General features: G+C 41.0%; 17 protein-coding genes, 3 tRNA genes and 1 riboswitch. Of the genes, 4 read left to right on the top strand and 16 right to left on the bottom strand.

Annotated features, from left to right (window positions below; genetic code table 11):
* Positions 1-107: 107 nt before the first annotated feature.
* Positions 108-1,817, top strand: coding sequence for a hypothetical protein (locus tag HXT29_RS01120; protein WP_422118395.1), 1,710 nt, complete (start codon positions 108-110; stop codon positions 1,815-1,817).
* Positions 1,818-1,914: 97 nt separating this feature from the next.
* On the opposite strand, the gene HXT29_RS01115 is transcribed toward HXT29_RS01120, so the two are convergent.
* Both HXT29_RS01115 and HXT29_RS01110 read right to left on the bottom strand, forming a co-directional pair.
* Entirely contained in the window at positions 1,915-3,726 is a 1,812-nt protein-coding gene (locus HXT29_RS01115; protein WP_101886076.1) for an AMP-dependent synthetase/ligase, read from the bottom strand.
* A gap of 142 nt (positions 3,727-3,868) precedes the next feature.
* On the bottom strand, positions 3,869-4,486 hold the full coding sequence (locus HXT29_RS01110; protein WP_422118394.1) for a M23 family metallopeptidase: 618 nt from the start codon (positions 4,484-4,486) through the stop codon (positions 3,869-3,871).
* 206 nt (positions 4,487-4,692) lie between these two features.
* Between HXT29_RS01110 and HXT29_RS01105 the strand changes: the two genes are divergently transcribed.
* Positions 4,693-4,768: transfer RNA gene (locus HXT29_RS01105), tRNA-Asn, on the top strand.
* Positions 4,769-4,949: 181 nt separating this feature from the next.
* A complete protein-coding gene (locus tag HXT29_RS01100; RefSeq protein WP_422118393.1) occupies positions 4,950-5,801 on the top strand; it encodes an ATPase in 852 nt (283 codons plus the stop codon).
* Between the two features lie 105 nt (positions 5,802-5,906).
* Here HXT29_RS01100 and HXT29_RS01095 read toward each other — a convergent pair whose 3' ends face one another.
* From HXT29_RS01095 to HXT29_RS01080, 4 genes are all read right to left on the bottom strand, one after another.
* Positions 5,907-7,307, bottom strand: coding sequence for an amino acid permease (locus HXT29_RS01095; RefSeq protein WP_422118456.1), 1,401 nt, complete (start codon positions 7,305-7,307; stop codon positions 5,907-5,909).
* 149 nt (positions 7,308-7,456) lie between these two features.
* A riboswitch (Lysine riboswitch) is annotated at positions 7,457-7,643 on the bottom strand.
* Positions 7,644-7,756: 113 nt separating this feature from the next.
* Positions 7,757-7,829: transfer RNA gene (locus tag HXT29_RS01090), tRNA-Ala, on the bottom strand.
* Between the two features lie 166 nt (positions 7,830-7,995).
* Positions 7,996-9,072: an ATPase gene (locus HXT29_RS01085; RefSeq protein WP_116442769.1), complete on the bottom strand. Its 1,077-nt coding sequence runs from the start codon at positions 9,070-9,072 to the stop codon at positions 7,996-7,998.
* 190 nt (positions 9,073-9,262) lie between these two features.
* Positions 9,263-10,270 carry a DMT family transporter gene (locus HXT29_RS01080; protein WP_410295069.1) on the bottom strand — a complete coding sequence of 336 codons (1,008 nt, stop codon included), beginning with the start codon at positions 10,268-10,270 and terminating at the stop codon, positions 9,263-9,265.
* 345 nt (positions 10,271-10,615) lie between these two features.
* On the opposite strand from HXT29_RS01080, the gene HXT29_RS01075 reads away from it, so the two are divergent.
* Complete coding sequence (locus tag HXT29_RS01075) at positions 10,616-11,020, top strand: pyridoxamine 5'-phosphate oxidase family protein (protein ID WP_004106472.1); 405 nt, start codon at positions 10,616-10,618, stop codon at positions 11,018-11,020.
* Between the two features lie 318 nt (positions 11,021-11,338).
* Here the strand turns inward: HXT29_RS01075 and HXT29_RS01070 are convergent, their stop codons facing one another.
* From HXT29_RS01070 to HXT29_RS01025, 10 genes are all read right to left on the bottom strand, one after another.
* Positions 11,339-11,788: a DUF3021 family protein gene (locus HXT29_RS01070; RefSeq protein ID WP_064340249.1), complete on the bottom strand. Its 450-nt coding sequence runs from the start codon at positions 11,786-11,788 to the stop codon at positions 11,339-11,341.
* 112 nt (positions 11,789-11,900) lie between these two features.
* Positions 11,901-12,410: a LytTR family DNA-binding domain-containing protein gene (locus tag HXT29_RS01065; RefSeq protein WP_064340409.1), complete on the bottom strand. Its 510-nt coding sequence runs from the start codon at positions 12,408-12,410 to the stop codon at positions 11,901-11,903.
* Between the two features lie 138 nt (positions 12,411-12,548).
* Positions 12,549-13,367, bottom strand: coding sequence for a histidine phosphatase family protein (locus HXT29_RS01060; RefSeq protein WP_117008708.1), 819 nt, complete (start codon positions 13,365-13,367; stop codon positions 12,549-12,551).
* A 24-nt stretch (positions 13,368-13,391) separates the two neighbouring features.
* On the bottom strand, positions 13,392-13,796 hold the full coding sequence (rsfS, locus tag HXT29_RS01055; RefSeq protein WP_004106482.1) for a ribosome silencing factor: 405 nt from the start codon (positions 13,794-13,796) through the stop codon (positions 13,392-13,394).
* Positions 13,797-13,832: 36 nt separating this feature from the next.
* On the bottom strand, positions 13,833-15,242 hold the full coding sequence (gene glmU, locus HXT29_RS01050) for a bifunctional UDP-N-acetylglucosamine diphosphorylase/glucosamine-1-phosphate N-acetyltransferase GlmU (RefSeq protein WP_422118392.1): 1,410 nt from the start codon (positions 15,240-15,242) through the stop codon (positions 13,833-13,835).
* A gap of 114 nt (positions 15,243-15,356) precedes the next feature.
* Positions 15,357-15,427: transfer RNA gene (locus HXT29_RS01045), tRNA-Gln, on the bottom strand.
* Between the two features lie 91 nt (positions 15,428-15,518).
* Entirely contained in the window at positions 15,519-16,541 is a 1,023-nt protein-coding gene (locus tag HXT29_RS01040) for a ribose-phosphate diphosphokinase (protein ID WP_032835511.1), read from the bottom strand.
* A 96-nt stretch (positions 16,542-16,637) separates the two neighbouring features.
* Positions 16,638-17,450, bottom strand: coding sequence for a nicotinate-nucleotide adenylyltransferase (nadD, locus tag HXT29_RS01035; protein ID WP_004106489.1), 813 nt, complete (start codon positions 17,448-17,450; stop codon positions 16,638-16,640).
* Positions 17,440-17,958: a phosphoribosylglycinamide synthetase gene (locus HXT29_RS01030; protein WP_112928724.1), complete on the bottom strand. Its 519-nt coding sequence runs from the start codon at positions 17,956-17,958 to the stop codon at positions 17,440-17,442. The genes nadD and HXT29_RS01030 overlap by 11 nt, the downstream gene beginning before the upstream one ends.
* A gap of 391 nt (positions 17,959-18,349) precedes the next feature.
* Positions 18,350-19,627, bottom strand: a complete 1,278-nt coding sequence (locus HXT29_RS01025; protein WP_422118391.1) for a glutamate-5-semialdehyde dehydrogenase — start codon at positions 19,625-19,627, stop codon at positions 18,350-18,352.
* Positions 19,628-19,709: the final 82 nt, after the last annotated feature.

Genomic DNA, 19,709 nt, shown 5'->3' with positions numbered 1-19,709 from the left:
AGCAACGTAAGTATTTAGCACACAGCTATATACAATGTTAGAAGATAGTTACAAGTAGAACACATATAGACAGCAACAGATAGACCACGAAACGAGAGGTCACTACTATGATTCGTTTGTGCAACAGAACTATGCATCGTTCTTTAGTTATGCTGACAGCATTAGTTACGATGCTTTTTGTTGTTAGCTCGTGCGCAAGTTCAACAAAAACTTCTTTAAAATCTGAAAGTAAAGAACAAGCGAATCACGGTAACGTTATTGTTTTTACTCCATCAGACGGATTGGCAATAACACGCAATAAGCCTCTAAGCACGTGGGATGTACTGGTTCCAGAATTAATAAAATCGTTAAAAGATAAGGGATTTGACGATAATTCTATTACTACTAAAACTTCTTCTAGCCTTTCAGAACAAAGCCGCGATGTGCAAGATTATGTAGTAAATTTGCTAAGCTCATTGAACAATGCAAAACAGAATAATTCAGAAAAGCACAATTCTGTTTCCGAAAATTCAAAAGTCAAAAAACAATTAAGCAAAACGACAATTGTTATAGCTCCATGGACTAACAAAAACGGCAATAATAACTATGGAGATTATGCAACATTACCTGCGTCTAATTCTGAAAATACGCAAAAATCAAATACTCAGGACTTAAATTTACAAAATGCCGATAACTCTCAATCATCCAAAGATGAGCTTAATGCAGAAAAACGATTGGCATCATCACTTAGCCTAGCAAAAAAGGCAGGAATACACGTTGTTATGCTCTCACGACGTGTTAGCGGTTTCAAACCTGATGTGATGTTCCATTTATCTGACGCAAGAACCATTGGCGAAATTCAAGCAACAACTCTGGTACAAAAAATCGCTCTAGATCGTGCAACTAAAGAAAATCCACGCTACATTGAAGTTCTTTTGCCATGTCACAATCAAAAAAATATTAATGCAAACAATAATAATCAACAAAATAACAGCGACGAAGCAAACGAGGATGATGATTCTAACAACAATACGCATGCAAATAGCGAAACAGCATTCCATGATGATTTTGCTGAAGAAGCATTCGCTGGCATTTGGAAAGTTTTGAGACCATATTTTGCTTCGGGGACATTAATAAGCACTTCTGGAAGACTGAATGTGAATAGTAGCGAAAAAGACTGGACCAATGTTGCTTTCGACGCAGATGTAGCTGACTCTGTGAAAAATGAGTTAACAAAACGAATTACGAGAAGTACAAGTCTTTTTTCACACTCAAGGCATCGCGTTGATGGAATTATTGCACTCGATGATCAAATTGCTTTACAAGCCGTACAAGCACTAAACGATCTCGGTTATGAAGGAAGCGCAGCAGATATAAACCCATCTTTCAATTTGCCGGACGTTATCGGAAACTTCATAGGGAAACGAGATCTTAATAAAAGACCAGTTCCTGCTCCAAAAGATTCTGCGAAGAAAACCGAAAAAGAGTTACAACAACAGCAGAAAAAAGATGAGGAAGAAGAATCAGAAGCAAAGAAATGGCCAGTAATAACTGGTTATGGCGCGTACAAAAATATTATGCCAAACATTGTGAGCGGAAAGCAATGGATGACAACTATAGAAAATCATAAGCAGATTGTTCAAGATCTTACTGCTACTTGTTATTCTTTGAACAGAAACGGTAAACTTGACAAAAAAATCGCTACAGTGCAAACAAAAATTGAACACGGGGAAACTGTCCCTACTGTTAACGAGCGACTAGTGGCAGTAAGCGCAACAAATCTAAAGTCACGTTTAATTGACCCAGGCTACGTATCATTAGCAGACGCAGGCTTGTAAATACAATTTTTGGATGCAAGTTGTGAAATATAATTTGTGGAACGCAATCTGTAGCTTCAGGCTAACTTCAAGTTATATTCCACGAATTTACACGCAGCTAACGTTTGCGTGGAGCATAAATAACATGTTCGATAAGGTCGTTATAACGCTCTACAACAACTTGACGACGCGCCTTTAAACTTGGCGTAATCAAACCGTTTGCCTGAGTAAACTCATCTGGAACTATTTCGAACTTGCGAATAGACTCAGCTCTAGAAACTAGCTCATTTGCTTTGCTAACAGCACGCTCAACTTCTGCTCGCACAATACCGTTACGTGAAGCCTCTTTTAAAGACCGTACAGGGCATGCGCCACGCGAAGAAAGCCAAGTATTTACTTCTGATAAATCGAGCGCAATAATTGCTGAAACAAACGGCTTCCTGTCTCCAATAACAACAGCTTGAGAAATAATAGGTGAAGACATTAATGAAGCTTCTAACGCATTTGGAGATAAGTTCTTACCGCCAGCAGTAATAATAAGATCTTTCTTTCTGCCTGTAATACGCACAAAACCGTCATCGTCTAAAGACCCAAAATCTCCCGTATGCAACCAGCCATTTACAATCTGCTGTTTGGTAAGCTCAGGATTATTATGGTAGCCTTTGCATACTGCAGGACTCTTAATGCACAATTCACCATCGTCAGCAATAGCAACAGATACACCCTTTACAGGCAAACCAACGGTACCAATGCGATAACCTGTCGTAGGATTCACCATAGAAGGAGCACAAGTTTCTGTCATTCCATAGCCTTCTAGAAGAGGTAAACCAATGCCATTAAAGAAATGCGCAATCGACAAATCTAAAGGAGCGCCGCCCGAAATAGCGTATGAAACAGAGCCTCCAAAGACGTGCAACAGTGGAGCATACACCAATTTTTTACATATTGAATGGCTAAGAGCAAGCATTGGAGGAACCATTGAACTAGACTGCTGAGCGCGAGACCATTCGCGAGCAATCTTAGACGCATAAGCAAAAATAAAACCTTTTACTCCCCTGCCTGCTTTTTGAGAAGCAGCATTGTAAATCTTCTCAAAAATGCGTGGAACACCAAGAATAAATGTTGGTTTAAAAGTTTGAAAATCAGACAATACAGTTTTCAAATTACTCGTCAAACCAAGAGTTATATTTCCAGCAAAGCAGAACAATTGCATAAACCTAGCAAAAACGTGCGCAAGAGGCAAGAACAGCAAAAGACGCGGGCTGTCTTTTAACGCAATATCTGGCATAGAAATAACACCTGATTTAGCAATAAAAACAAAATTGCTATGAGTAAGCTCAATTCCTTTTGGCTCACCAGTTGAACCTGAAGTGTATACAATTGTTGCTATGTCACTTCCATTAACAGCGTGCACTCGCTCATAAAATTCAGCATCAGTTACTGCTTTACCGTATTCAATGCACGCGTCGATAGCACCACGATTCATTACATATACGTCGTGAAGAGTAGGACATTCTTCCTGAACAGCCTCTACTTTTGGCAACATTTCAGGAGACTCCACAAATATTGAACATACTTGAGAATCTTGAACAATATGTTGTATTTGCAGCGAAGAGCTTGTTTCATAAATTGGCACTGTCAATGCGCCTATAGACATAATAGCCATATCAAGAACTGTCCATTGCCATGAAGTGTGAGCAATAATTGACACAGCGTCACCAGGCATTACTCCTCTAGCAATAAAGCCTTTAGCAACAGCTATTACCTTATCTCTAAATTCTTCAGCAGTATATGACTTCCAAACGCCGTCAGCTCCAACGTATTCAACCAAAGAACCATTAGGATTGCGCTCTGCTCGCTCTTCTAGCAGTGAGAAAACATTAACATCTGTATTAATAGACTCATCAAGTGGACGAGAATATTCTTGCATATTAGCTCCTCTATCTGCTGAATTGACGTACATCTTTACTATACGCGATTTGCAAGCCTTCGCATATGCGAATATCTACAAGATTGTAATCAATTTTGTTCATTTATCTACAAATATCTACGATATAAATATATTATTTTGCTCATTCCACAGGCTTAAGCACAATGCGACGCTTAACAGTCATTCTTTCAGGATTAACATATGTGCGATTTTTACGCTTTAAACCCCACTGCACACAAGTTGTGCCGCAATGGTCCGAATCTCCTTCGACATGTGCAAAATTCTGGCCTCTTTTCACAAAAACCCCAACGCTAAACTTTGTTACAGCAGGCTCAAAAGTGGATGTCAGTTCACCATGCCTAATAGTCACAACTGATTTACCAGCGACTTTACCAGCAAAACTAATAACGCCATCTGCAGGCGCAAATAAAGGAGTCCCTGTGCTTGCAGCTAAATCTACGCCACGATGCCCAGCCATCCAAGGTTTAGGCGGAGGATTAAAAGCTTTTACTATTTGTGCAGGTTTCACAGGCCATTGCATAGCTGACTTGCATGTTTTTTCACTATAATCACCTTTAGAAAGAGCACACTTGTGGCAATATGTCACAGCAGATTCTACAACATAATATTTAAGATGATGATTATTTTGCGAAATTTCGGGTTGTAAAAACAGCGCATCTAATAAAATAACTGAGATTATAAAAATCCCCAAACAGGCAGATATTTTGTAATATAATCCATAATTTTTGCGAATACACATATATTCCCCATCCATATTTTTATAAAACGACTTTTATAAAAGTTTTGCAGCTAATTTGCGAAAATCATAAGCTTTTAAAGCATTGTGGATAAAACATATGCTTATAATCACTATTTCGACACGCCAAAACACGCCATATTTGCATCTTTGAAAATTCCGTGTAATATAAATGTCTTGTGCACAGCGCTTAGTTGAGCACAAGATATTCCTGCGTAGCTCAGTTGGCAGAGCGTTCGACTGTTAATCGAATGGTCGCTGGTTCAAGCCCAGCCGCAGGAGCCATAAAGCCACTGGTTTTCCAGTGGCTTTTTGCGTTAAATATTACGACTTGCATCCACAAGCAAAATCTTAATTGTTTAGCGCTCATGAGCGTGGCTAACATAAACATTTTGGCGTATTATATAAACAAGTTGCGTATTCAAATGCGCTAATGTTGAGCAGCAATAGATAACAGAGGACAAATATGAATCAACATAGCTCCGATAATGTTGAAACGAACCAAAAGAAAAAGCTCATTATTCTCATAGCAGGAATTGTTGTGCTAGCTTTAGCTCTTGGCACAGTTGGCACACTTTGGTACATGAAGCAAACTGAACGCACTAAAGCAGCTCGCAGACAGTGCGAAATAAAAGTTGCGCAAGTTTCTAAAGCCAATGCCGTATGGAAAAGTTTAGTACACAACAGCGTAATAACAGATCTCACAAAAGGTGACTCTGATAACGCAAAAGAACTTGCTAAAATCATGAGCGAAAAGGTTCCTGATGCAGTATCTTGCACAGCAAACTCTCCTGAAGAACTTGGTTCCCAAAGCGCAGAAGCTTTAGCTGCTTCTGAATGGTATGCAGTCAAAGCAAAAAAAGTGCGCGAGTTGGCTGTTACATTAATCGATGAAAATAACAAAAAAGATAAAGATAAAGACAAAGACAAAGACAAACAAGACGAAGAAACAAAGAAGCAAGAGATAAATGAATCGACTGGAATTGTAATTCAGCGTTCAAATGTTGTCCCACCAAAGCCAAAGCCAACACCAGCGCCGACGACAAATACTCAAGACACTAAGAAACAGAAGACTGAGGAAAAGAAAGACAACAAAGAAAAGAAGGAAAACAAAGAAAACAAAGAAAACAAAGAAAAAGAACAAGAAAAAGATAAGAACAAAAAAGGCAGCGGAGACGGAGCTGGTGCTGAAAAACCTAAAGGAAATGATGGTCAAAAAGATCCGGATGGTAAAGCAAAAAAGGGCAACCAAGATTCCTCTGTTAAAGTGGACCTAACAGGACCTCCACCATCTTCAGAATCTCCCCAAAAACCATAAAACATATTGCTCTGTTATCTGATTCAATGTAAAAGCTCCCAGTGATATACGCTGGGAGCTTTTACATTATCTAAATCTACATCGTAAACGACGGTGAACTTTATACTATTCGTTCACTTTGCTTACTCGAACATGAGTTAAATCGACTTCTTCAAGAGGAATTACTCGAGTATGATTTTTAATCTTGTAGCCAATGTATAGAACGATGAATAGCGGCACAGACATGTACGTGATTCCAATAGCCTGCCAGTTAAGCGTTGCAAATGAATGCAAATCCTGACCAACAATAACAAGAATGCATAAGAAGAACGCAACAATAGAACCAAACGGATACCACTTTGCTCGGTAAACTAATTCATCTAAGGAATGACCTTGAGCCAAGTATGCCTTACGGAAGCGATAATGAGCTGCAGCAATACCAGCCCAAGCAATAAAACCAGTCAAACCACTTGCAGCAACCAGGAACATGTATATTTGATCGCCAAAAATACTCATAAAGAAAGTAAATAAAGCAACTACAAATGTAGCAATCAACGCAGGAACAGGAATACCACGAAGACTTACCTTGCCAAATACTTTTGGAGCATTATCTTCTTTTGCGAGCGAATAAAGCATTCTTGTTGAAGCATACATGCCGGAATTTGCTGCAGAAATAACAGAAGTCAAAATAACAGCATTCATAACTGCTGCAGCAGCTGCAAGACCTGCACGCTGGAACACGAGCGTGAATGGGCTAATAGCAATATCAGTTACATCAGAACCAAGTAAGTTCTTGTCAGTATAAGGAATAATGCAAGCAATAACGAAAATAGCAAGAATGTAGAAGAGAAGAATACGCCAGAACACTTGCTTTACAGCCTTTGGAATACTCTTTTCAGGAGTTGCAGACTCGCCTGCAGTAATACCAATAAGCTCAGTTCCTTGGAAAGAGAAGCCTGCAATAGCGAAAGCACACAACACTGCAGGAACACCGCCTGCAAATGGAGCGTCCTTATGAGTGAAGTTTTGCAAGAATGGCGCTTTGCCGCCAACAATGCCAACAATCGTAAGCGAACCGATAACAAGGAATACGATTACTGCCAACACTTTAATAATAGAAAGCCAGTATTCGGTTTCTCCAAAGCACTTAACTGTAAGCACATTGATAACCAAAATAAGCATAAGAACCGACAGCGAGAAAATCCATATTGGCACTGTTGGGAACCAGTATTGCAGAACTATTGCTGCAGTACTAACGTCCACTGCAACCGTAATAGCCCAATTAAACCAATAGTTCCAGCCCATTGCGAAACCGAGTGCAGGATCAATAAAACGTCCAGAATACGATGCAAACGATCCACTAATAGGCATAAAAGTGGCCATTTCACCAAGGGAAGTCATAAGGAAGTAGACCATAATGCCAATCGCACCATAAGCGAGCAAAGCGCCGCCAGGACCAGCCATATGGATTGTTGCACCACTAGCAACAAATAAGCCGGTGCCAATGCTGCCGCCTAAAGCAATCATGGAAATATGGCGGGTTTTTAATCCTCGATGAACATCGTTATTTTGCTGAGTATTTTGCTGAGTATTCTGTACAGCAGTAGATGATAATGAGCTACTCATTTTTCCTCCTTTCATGACAATCAGAGGCAAAACAAGCAAGCAAAAGCAAGCGTGTCGATAGCTCTCCGCAGCGAATGCCGACTCGCTGCGACAGTCCTTGGTATATTAAGCCAAGTCCCAGCTCACTACTTTTGGGATTAAGCAGTAAACTTCGGCGCTCTCCCCTTTTGTAAGCAATTAACGCTTTCCCTAGCTCATGCTTATTACTCTTGTCGAGCGCGACCTCTGGTCGATGGTGTTCATTATTAGTACGACTTGCAGACAAACAGTAAAAAATACGGCGTGGCGCATAAAAATCGAAAAATAATAACAAAAAACGCCACTTCATGAGAAGTGACGTTTAAAATTTGTGGAGCTAGGGGGATTCGAACCCCCGACCCCCTCCATGCCATGGAGATGCGCTACCAGCTGCGCCATAGCCCCGTTTTTACTTATGCCGTTCAAACGAACCTTTGATAGAATACAACAAATAGCCGCTCTATCCAAATGCGGCGTGTCGAATTCAACTTACAAATTCCAAAAATCCTGCGAATTCTACTAACAATTTAATCGCCAATTCGGCAAACCAATTCAAGAACCAATTCGAAAATTAGTTACCATTGGCACTTCCAGATTGATCACCATTACCAGGAGAAGTTACATTGTTTGAAGAACCAGTAGATCCCGAAGATCCAGCAGATCCAGCACCTGCATCAGAACTATCAGCACCCGATCCACTATTCCCACTAGCAGCATCACCTGAATTCGTTCCTGAATCATTGTTAGTATCACTACCTAAATCATTATCAGAATGACCACCTGTTGAGCCAGTTGCGTTTTCATTGCCATGCTCATCATTTTCGTCTTCATTAGCATCTTTACTATCAGAATCATCATGAGACTTCTTATGGTCTTGATTAGTATTAGTGTTAAGACGTTGCTTAGGTTGCGGCTGATTTTGCTGCTGCTCATGACTAATTTCTTCAGGCTTATCAATATTGTCTGTGCCTTTTCCTTGTGTAAACAAAAGAACAGCACCTGCAGTAACAATAACAGCTATAAGAGCACTTATAACAGCAACAACAATTGTTGTACGATGATCGTTTCTATTTTGGTAAGATCTAGAAGAGTAACCGTAGTTTTCACTAACAACCTTAGATAACGGCACCGGCTCTGGAATTGTGCCCTCCGACAGTTCCATGTCTTCTTCATGCTGTTCACGTAATTTCGACAATTCCAAAATACGCGTATTTTCTAATTCTGGATTACGGACTTGCGAACTAACAGTGCGTCCAGATCTTGCATCTTGAACAGTCATATTTTTGTCATCTGAAGGATCAGTATTACATTGCAACGAATTTGATGAATATTGCATATGAATATCATCTCCAATTCTTTTAGAATCAACATTCTCTAAACCATTTGAACGCACGCTAGAATCTGACACATTACTAAAATTAGACTGTTCTGTAGAAGTATTCGGATTCACTTCCGAAAGTTTACGCGATGAAGCGTGAATAACATTCTGATACAACTGTGATGCTACTGCTGAGACAATAGAACCAATAGCTACGCCAATAACTGAACCAGCAATACCAATTTTAGAAGCAAGTAAAAACGAAGTCACTGCAGCGAGCGATCCAGCTAATACTTGCGTAAACGATATGCCTTTGAAGAAATTCTTCACTTATGCACCTTAACTATTTATGCGAATATAATGCCAAAATGCATGGCAAATATGCAAATTCCACTACCAACATCATTACAACAATGATGGTATCACTCTACGCAAAAATTGCACAGTATCGCCAGAGCATTCTTACAACAAAATCACAAGTCTTATATACATAAAACTTAGCTACACAAAACTGAAATGCCTAAGACTTAGCAACCTCAAAATCTCTATCTTTATAAGAAAGCTCACAATTCGCTCTTTTATCACAATAATGCTCACCTAAGCTTGCAGTAATAATTGCAGCAAATATTAAAGCAAATCCCACAAAAGCCATGTTAGAAACATGCTCATGAAAAAGAATAGTAGAGAATAAAAGCGTGAACAAACTTTCAGTGCACATAATCACAGAAGCGTTTGCAGTAGAAAGATTCACCAAACTATAGTTTTGCATAATTTGTGCAACTACTGTTACTACCACTGTAAGGTAGAACATATTAGCAAAAATAGAGAAATGATCAGCAGCGTTAAAGTTTGGCAAAGGCTCACAAATAAGCGCACCAGCTACAAAAAGTACGCCTGAAACAACAAATTGCCCAAAAGTTAACGTAACTGGATTATATTTACGAGAATAATACGCAAGGAACGTAAGATTAAAAGCAAAAACTGCAGCACATAATAAAGTAAGGAAATCTCCATAAGACAATGTGAGAACAAGCATTCCAGGCTTTAATGCCACAAAACCTACTCCAGCAACGCACATAACTGCAGCTACTAATCCTAAAAGAGTTGGCTTTTTCTTGACAATTAACCAAGCAGAAAATGGCGTAATTACGCAATATGCTGCTGTCAAAAACGCGCTACGGCCTGGATCGATTGAACGTAATCCTTCAGTTTGCAAAATTAAAGTAGCATAATACGTAATTCCAGTTAGTAAAGAAGGAACAATAAGCTTTTTTGTAAAAGTTTTACGAAGTGTACCGAAAAAAATAACAGCCATAATTGTGCAAGCTCCAACCATACGAACGCCCATAAGCCATTGCACAGGAAACACTTCAAGAGCATATTTTGAAGAAACATAGCTGCCACCCCAAATAGCAGCACAAATCAACAACATAATCTGAGCAGTATGAACACTTTTGCCTTGAGGCATGCCCGATTTATCCGAAAGCGGTTCAGCTATAGATTTAGCTGTTTCATATTTCACCTTCATAATGTTTCCCCTTCAACTATAAAAGTTGATTCTTTAAAATTTTTCTTTTATAAAGCGTTTTAGCTTATAAAATAGACAGAATAGCCGTAAAATCGTGAAAAGTACAACTTTCTGGCGTTCTTTCGTAAAATTTCCGATATACGCTTCAGAAAACAGTGGCAATCAAGTATTTTGCTGTATAAATTTCACCCACGAAACTATTGAAGAATTGGGTGATTTATATCACAACTTACAATTTTTTTACGCTACACGCTCGTATACACTTTTAAATCAGCGTAATGTAGCAATGTAGGCTTATAAATTGCGTACGAAGAAAGTGCGCAATTTTGTTAGGAAAGGAATATTATGGCAACTCTTAGCGCAGATATGAAAGAATTTATTGCGAATAATTTGGCTTGGATTGCAACAGTAAGCAAAGATGGCGAGCTTGATTTGGGACCAAAAATGTCTATGTTCGTACTCGACGACAACCACCTTGCCTACCACGAGCGCACTGCAGGTCAGCATTATAAGAACTTGCAAGACGGCAGCCAGCTGGTTGTAGCAGTTGCTAATTTGGCAGAAAAGAAAGGTTATCGCTTCCGCGGAACCGTCACCCTTCACACCGATGACGCGATTTACGAAGAACAGGTACGTGTGGCCGAAGAAAAAGGTACGAAGAAGCCAGCTGCAGTTCCAGTTATGGAAATCACTGAGATTCAGGACTTGACTTCTGGAGCTACTGCCGGCAAAACTATTGCAAAAGATTAATGCGTCGTCATTCAGTCGTGTGGATATTAGTGCGGTAGAGATTTGAGATTTTTCGCACTGAGCGCGGACGCTCGCGCGGGTAACGCGCTCACTACGAAACTCGCTTAAGTTGGAAGTCCACTGGACTTCCAACTTAAGCGAGTTTCCGCTCCGAGTTGCCTTCGCGCGCTACGCTTTAAACGCTCAGGCAGGTCGTCGCGCAAAACGCCGAATTAGTACGTCTATAGTAGGCGTCATACAATATCGAGTGGCGTTCGTCCTCAACGGCGAAGATGAACACCACTCAATTCTTTACTTGATTATTTAGTTGTCACTAATTTACTTGCTTTCTTTACGCAATGCTTGCAGTCTAGCGTTCATTTCTTTCGCTTTCTTCTTCTCGAAGTAATAAATTATTGCAGCAATAGGAATCGGTAAAATAACAGTGAACGCAATCCATCCGCAAATCACCGCTGGCTCATCTTTGAACGAAATCCATCCAACAATCACCGATACAATAAACTGAATAGCAATTGGCGGAACTAGCGCAAAAACGAACTTTGCAAAATTTGACATGCGTTCATTCGACCAAAAAATAGCGAACACTCCATATCCTATGCCTATAACAAACGATGCTACAGCATAAGATGCAATTCTATTCCCAACCTCACTATGCGCTAACAGACTTGATATAAAAGACATTACTGTAAAAATAATGCATCCTATGCTAATGCCTGTAACAATGTTTTTTACCATTGTTTTACCTAATGTTGCAACTTGCTTTTCCATAATAATCGCTTCCTTTTAAGTATTAAAATCTAGTATTAAAAAAAAATCAGTATTAAAATTTTTGATAGTTTTATATTTGACTACATTCTAGCTACATTCGTTATTACTATAACTACATCCCTAAGCGCTTTTTGAACCCAGCTAAGCATCTGCGACTAATCCACTCAACACTTCCATCGTCCATTTTTACGCTCATACTTCCACCAAATCCTGGATCGACTCGAACAATGCGATTCAAGTTCACGATTGCGGATTTAGATATGCGCACAAACGACGCGAATTGCGGATTGTCAAAATCCATTAGGCGCTTGTAAGACACGCACTCGCCTTTATCACCGTGAATGATTACGCGCGAATTTTCAACGCAAATCATAATCACATCTGGCTCGTGCATAACAATAATCGAATCGTTAATATAACCGTATATGAATGGATTATTGTTGCTCAACTTATCTGAAGTATTAATTTCAGTATTATTTTCAGCACTTCTTACATTTGCATCATTGGAGTCAATGCTTTGTAACTGAGCGATAATGTGCTTAAGCTCATCGTCAATATTGTGAATTGACAACTGAACTGACTGCTCTTCCTCAGGCGGAACGATAGCAATAGTTACTTTCATCAAGCCTCCTTTCCGTACACTACTGTTAGCGTTTGTTAGCTTTTTGTTTTGTAATTTTGACTATACGGCACTGTAAATAGTCCGTCTTTACAAAATCGCTAAACGGTAGCTTTCGGTAATTAAGCGGTAAAGGAGAGATTACGCAGCACCCCAAATGCGAATAAGACGCTGGCTTGTAGGATCAGCTGCAGGGCCTTGATCATAAGCATCCAAACGCCAATGAATCGAACCATCCGCATTAAGACTTGGAATTAAGCGCGCCCAGCGACCATTTCCCATGCCGCCAATCGTCTTGTAAGAAGGATCTACTTTATCTAATCCAAGCAGCTTATGAACAGTTTGCGAAAGACAGGAACCATGCGAAAATACTAGCAAATCACGGTCTGCGCCAGTTTTGCGAGTCCAATCTTCTACTGCAGCAGCAGCGCGCTCTCCTACTTCCTGCTTAGCTTCAGCACCATGACGAAGCTCTCCGCCTTTACCTTCAACCCAAGCTTTGAAATCTTCCGGCCACTGCTCGCTAATCTGCTGACGATTCAAACCTTCCCACTCGCCAAAGAAACGCTCGCGCACACCATTTTCAACATGCACATGAAGCCCAATCTTATCTGCAAAAGCATGAGCAGTCTGTTGAGCGCGAATAAGTGGAGAAACAATCGCCACAAAACTCGCGTCCGCTTCTTCTGACGTAATGCGCACGTGTTCAGTGCTGTTCGGGTCCTTTGGATCTTCTAAATCAGAAGCACCAAAAAGCACGCGCAAAGCTTTTCCAGAGCGAGTCACCTGATCCATTCCAGACTCATCCAAAGCAATATCAATCATGCCTTGCAAACGGAACTGTGCATTATACGGAGTTTGACCGTGGCGAATAAGCATAACAGAACGAGCAATTCCTTCATGCGCACTATTAATGGAATTATTTACGTTACTCGCAACATTTTCTACGAAATCAACCATGGTTTGTACCGTACTTTCTTCTTATTATTCAGTTTCGCTAGAATCTTCAGTTTCGCTAGCATGCTCTGGCAGTTGCAAATCGATTGCCGGGCAATCATTCCACAGGCGTTCCAAGCGGTAGAATGCTCGTGCTTCCTCATGCATTACATGAACCACAAAATCGCCAAAATCAAGCAAAATCCACTGTGCTAATTCCAAGCCTTCACGAGATAAAGCCTTGCGTTTGTTGTCTTTCAAGTACAAGTCTTTTTCGATTTCTTCTGCAACAGCTAATACTTGACGCTCATTTGAAGCAGAAACAACTAACATAGCATCCGTAATACCAAGCAAATCGCTTACATCAAAAGCCTGCTCGTTCGTTGCTTTCAAACGGTCTGCAGCAGCGGCAGCAATACGAATTGCACTAATTGAGCTTTCTAAAGCTGTCATAATGTTACTACTCCTTAATTTCTCCAACAAACGCTTTTAGCGTTCCCAAGCTGGCTTCCAGCCCTCTACAACGTGCTGAGTATTTTCCGAGTACACCATAGAATCAGCCGGAACATCGTGACGTACCACCGATCCAGCGCCGGTAGTAACATCATCTCCCACAGTAACCGGTGCTACAAACAGGTTTCCTGCGCCAACGTGAGCACCAGAACCAATCGTAGTATGATTCTTATGCACTCCGTCATAATTTGCAGTAATCGTACCGCCGCCAATATTCGTATGCTCACCCAAATCAGCATCGCCAATATAGCTTAAATGAGGTACTTTAGTGCCATTTCCAATATGAGCTTTCTTCATTTCTACGAAAGCTCCTGCCTTACTTTCCTCACCAAGTACGTTTCCTGCACGCAAATACGTCCAAGGACCAATGTTTGCAGCCCTACAAATATGCGATTCCTGTACGCGCGAACGTTCAACCACAGCATCCTCATCAATTTGCGCATCAATAAGAGTCGTGTAAGGGCCAACTACAGCACCACTTGCAACCGTAGTACGAGCTTGAAGGAAGCACCCAGGAAGCACAGTAACATCTTGTGCGAGCGTAACACTATCTTCAATCCAAGTAGTATCAGGGTCAAGAATAGTTACACCTTCAAGCATCCATTTTTCGCACACACGCTTATTATGTGCTTTTGCGAGCGCAGCTAATTGCACACGATTATTTACGCCTTCTACAGTAAGCGGATCTGGAGCAGACATTGCACCAACATGACCAAACTTTCGAGCATGTTCCAAGGCATCAGTCAAATAGAACTCACCTTGAGCATTTTGAGAGTTAAGATCTGCAATCGCGTCACATAATACAGTCGCATCGAATACATATACAGAAGTGTTCACTTCATGAATAGCAAGCTCTCCAGCATTTGCATCTTTATGCTCAACAATACGCAAAACGTCACCGTTTGCTTCGCGCACAATACGGCCGTAGCCAGTTGCATCGTCTAATACTGCTGTAAGAACTGTTGCCACATTGTTATTATTATTGTGAAAATCAACTAAAGACTGCAAAGTTTGCGTATCAAGTAGCGGCATATCGCTTGCGGCAATCAGCACAGCTCCTTTTAATGCTTCACCAGTTTCGTTTTTAGCAATTTCGTTAAGATCTTTAATAGCACATTGCACTGCTCTGCCGGTTCCAGGAGTTTCGTCCTGATTTACAATATGCACATTTTCGTTATAGCTAACAGCAGCAGCAGCTACGCGTTCAGCCTGAGCATGCACAACTACAGCTAGTTTTTTAGGATTTACGCCATTCATGGCATCCATAACACGATTGAGAAATGTTTTACCAGCAAATGGATGTAGTACTTTTGGAGTTTCTGAACGCATACGCGTCCCATCGCCTGCTGCCAAAATTATTGCCGCAGTTACATCATGCTTTTCCACGCATACGCTCCTTATACTATTTCAATAAATTTCGCTGTATGTAATTCTATTACTTATTAGCAGCGTTCAAAACAAAAAACGCCACCCGATTCAACGAGTAGCGCTTCAAGTAAGCTCCCTCACCTGGATTCGAACCAAGACAAAGGGTTCCAAAGACCCGTGTGCTGCCATTACACCATGAGGGAACGGCGGAAAAACCGCCAAGTCACTATTATGCCATAATATCGAAAAACGTCAAATTGGCGTGCCGAAAAGCAAACCGCACGAAATCAATACTTAAGCAAATAAGAATCCTTGTCCGTGATGCTCAGGATAAGTGTCGAAAAGCTTAGCAACCGAACCATCCTCAAACACTGCTTTAATAGCGCTTGCAAGAAGCGGAGCAATTGAAAGAACAGTCAAACCATCCCAACGCTTCTCTTCTGGAATAGGCACAGTATCAGTCAAAACAACTTCCCTAGCACCACAAGACTTCAAACGTTCGACTGCAGGACCAGAAAGCACGCCGTGAGTTGCAACAACTGTAACAGACTTAGCTCCAGCTTCCTTCAACACATTGCAAGCTCCTGCAATAGTTCCTGCAGTATCGATCAAGTCGTCAACCATAACGCAATCGCGTCCAGCAACATCACCAACGACGCGATTTGCAACCGTCTTATTAGGGCAAGTGATATCGCGAGTTTTGTGCACGAAAGCCAAAGGACCGCCGCCTAAGCGCTGAGCCCACTGTTCTGCTACGCGAATACGACCAGCATCAGGAGACACAACAGTCACATTAGCAAGATCATCGCGGAAACGATCACGTACGTAATCAACCAAAACTGGCATAGCAATCAAGTGATCAACAGGACCGTCGAAGAATCCTTGAGACTGAGCTGCATGCAAATCGACGCTCATAATGCGATCAGCACCAGCAGTCTTTAGCAAGTCAAACATCAAGCGGCAAGAAATAGGTTCACGACCGCGATGCTTCTTATCTTGTCGAGAATAACCAAGCAACGGGCATACTGCAGTAATTGAACGAGCAGAAGCCCTCTTCAAAGCGTCAATCATAATTAACTGTTCCATAATGGACTTGTTAACAGGATCACTGTGGCTTTGAATAACGAATACATCTGTACCACGCACAGATTGCGTATAGCGAACATACATTTCACCATTAGCAAAATCGTATGCCGTAGTTTCAAGTACATCAATTCCAAGCTGATCAGCTACATCACGAGCAAGCTTCGGATGTGCGCGACCGGTAACGAGAACAAGGTTTTTATCTGGCTTTCCTTCAAGGACGATGCTCACCATATCTCCAAACATTAGTTCGCTTTAATTCGCGAAATGAACATAATCAATACTAACTTTTTGCACAGACGATAAACGACAAGCCTACAAAATCAATAATTACGCACGATATAAACCATGCTTAACTATGTACTGAACTACTCCATCTGGAACTAAATACCACACCGGCTCACCATGCTCAGCTCGACGACGAACATCAGTAGAAGAAATAGACAATGCTGGAATCTCTAAAATATCAACCGGCAAATGCGTAGAATCACAATGAACCATATCATCACGATTCGCCGCAATACCAGTATCATTCGTATGCATTTGGCGAGGCATTAACGGAGAATTAGAATCTGCTAACTTTTCTGGCCTCGAATAGCCAGGACGAGTAACAGCCACGAATCGAGCCAAATTCCACATTTCGCGCGCATTTTTCCATTGCATTATTTCAGCAATAGCGTCAGCTCCAGTAATAAAGAAAAGTTCCGCATCAGGATGTTGAGCGCGTATATCTCGTAAAGTATCTATAGTATAAGTAACTCCAGGGCGATCAATATCAACCCTAGAAACAGTGAACTTTGGATTGGAGGCTGTTGCAATAACAGTCATTAAATAACGATCTTCTGCATTCGTAACTTTTTTATCAAGCTTAAAAACAGGCCTACCGGTAGGAACGAAAATAACTTCGTCAAGATCATAAACCCAAGCAACTTCTGAAGCAGCGACCAAGTGACCATTGTGTATTGGATCGAATGTGCCGCCCATAATTCCAATGCGCTGACGCTCGTGCACATTGCCACGAGTAGAAGTACGTTTATGAACTGAATTCACAACCGCAGGAGGAGCCGCTTCTTTACCAGTAAACGCGCCATGAAATAGGTCAGACATGCGACGTTCTGCATCTTCGTGAATTTCAGGACTCATTCGCTTCAGATTCCTTGTCTTCCACTTGAGTTTCATTCACTAACCCAGATGCAACATTTGCGCTATCCGGATTAATATTGCCCATTTCTTCATCCCACTCATCTTTTACGACACGCTGGATTTCGGCAAAAGTTGGAAGAGGGAAATCTGGTTGATATGCACCACGAATTTTCGCTACAGATTCCGAAATTTTAGCAAGCATGGATGTCATGCCATCAATATCATGATCACGTTCTAATTCGCTAAACTTAATAATATTCTTTTCCATATTGCGAACATTTTTAAGAACATTATTAAACGAAGTTTCATCAGGAATAGTCACATCATTCGAATCAGAATCTGGCCAGCCCATTAACACTGCGTCAGCATACTCAAGCGATGAACGTTGCGATGCAGAAGCAATACCATCTTCAATTTGCACCAAAAAAACATATCGCACAATGGACAAACGTTCAGCAGCAATATCAAGCGCTTCAGCTGTACTCAAATTCACGTCATTATTAGGCATACTCTTACCTTACCGCCACGTAACTATTAAAACCAGGACATATACTTTAATTTGTTTGGTGTTGCGCGAGTTTTGGGGGATTTCTTTCCTCGCACGTCCCGTCCTTCGGGCGCTCTGGCTGCTAAAAGAGTTTAGCGTGTTCGCCTTTCTTAAAGAATGTAGCTTCTCAGTCCTCTTTTAGTGCTCGTAAAGAAATCCCCCAAACTCTGCATGCTAATTCGTTAATAACCTTGCTCATCGCAGAGATTTTTCGATTTTTCTTCTTCACTCGGCGAATCAGCAGCCTTCGGCTCTGACGTTCGCCTCGCTCAGTGCGAAAAATCTCAAATCTCACCACACGAATATCTATACGACTGAATAGTAGTGTGCGCATTGAGATGTAAAAAATAAACTATAAACGTATTTGCCCATCTCCGTAGCCGATCCATTTGGTTGTTGTCATTTCAAGCAAACCCATAGGGCCTCTCGCATGCAATTTTTGCGTAGAAATACCAAGTTCTGCACCGAAACCAAACTCGCCACCATCCGTAAAGCGCGTTGAAGCATTTACCATAACTATAGCGGAATCAACACTTGCAATAAAACTTTGAATAGTTGAGTAATCTTCAGCAATAATGGTTTCAGTATGGCCAGTAGAATATTTCGCAATATGAGAAGCTGCATCAGTATAATCATCTACAACTTTTACACCCATATTCAGCGACAAATATTCTCGCTTCCAATCTTCCTCAGTGGCACGCTCAAGCTGCAATCCTTGAATATTAGCGGATTGCAAAATATCGTAAGATTTATCGTCTGCATGCAAAATTACATTATGCTCAGCTAAAGCAGCAGCGATTTTTGGCAAAAATTCTTGCGCAACAGCTTTATGCACTAATAATTTTTCAGCAGCGTTGCACACGCCCACTCGTTGCGTTTTTGCATTAATAATAATAGGTACAGCTTTTTTAATATCAGCGCTTTTATCTACATAAATATGTACGTTTCCAGCTCCAGTCTCAATAACAGGAACCGTAGATTCTTGAACAACTGCTGCAATAAGATTTGCACTACCTCTAGGCACAAGCACATCAATATGACCGTGAGCATGCATCATTGACGTAGCTCCGTCTCTTCCTAAATCGTCAACAGACTGAATCAAATCAGCACTAAAGTTAGAATTTTTAAGAACCGATTGTATAACTTCAATACTCGCCTGATTCGTATGAAGAGCCGCGCTTCCGCCTCGCAAAATCGCAGCATTTCCAGATTTAATACACAAAGCAGCTACGTCAATAGTTACGTTTGGACGAGCTTCGTAAATCATTCCCATAACGCCCATTGGAACTCGAATTTGCGAAAGTTTAATTCCATTAGGAAGAGTGTATCCGCGAACTACTTGACCTACAGGATCCTGCAATTGCGCAATTTTTCGCACGCTTTTTGCAGAAGCTTGGATTCGCTCTTCATTAAATTTAAGCCGATCGAGCTTTCCAGCATCCATTCCCTTAGCTTCAGCTTCTTTAAGATCTTTTTTGTTAGCCTCAGCAATATTTGAAGCTGCATACTCTAAGGCATCTGCCATTTTTTCGAGAAGCGCATTTTTTGCGCGAGTGTCTGCATGAGCAAAATTACGCCACGCTTTGCGCGCACAATCAGCACGAGCATTCACTAAATCATCAACAGACAACGTTTCCCCCTATAGATTATTTGCCTAATCGCCAATTAATTAATAGTAAAACAAAAGCATTTATACTATGAGATTAGCACAC

The organism is Gardnerella sp. DNF00550 (assembly GCF_049262685.1).
GTDB lineage: Bacteria > Actinomycetota > Actinomycetes > Actinomycetales > Bifidobacteriaceae > Bifidobacterium > Bifidobacterium leopoldii.
This window is presented reverse-complemented; position numbering and strand designations above follow the sequence as displayed.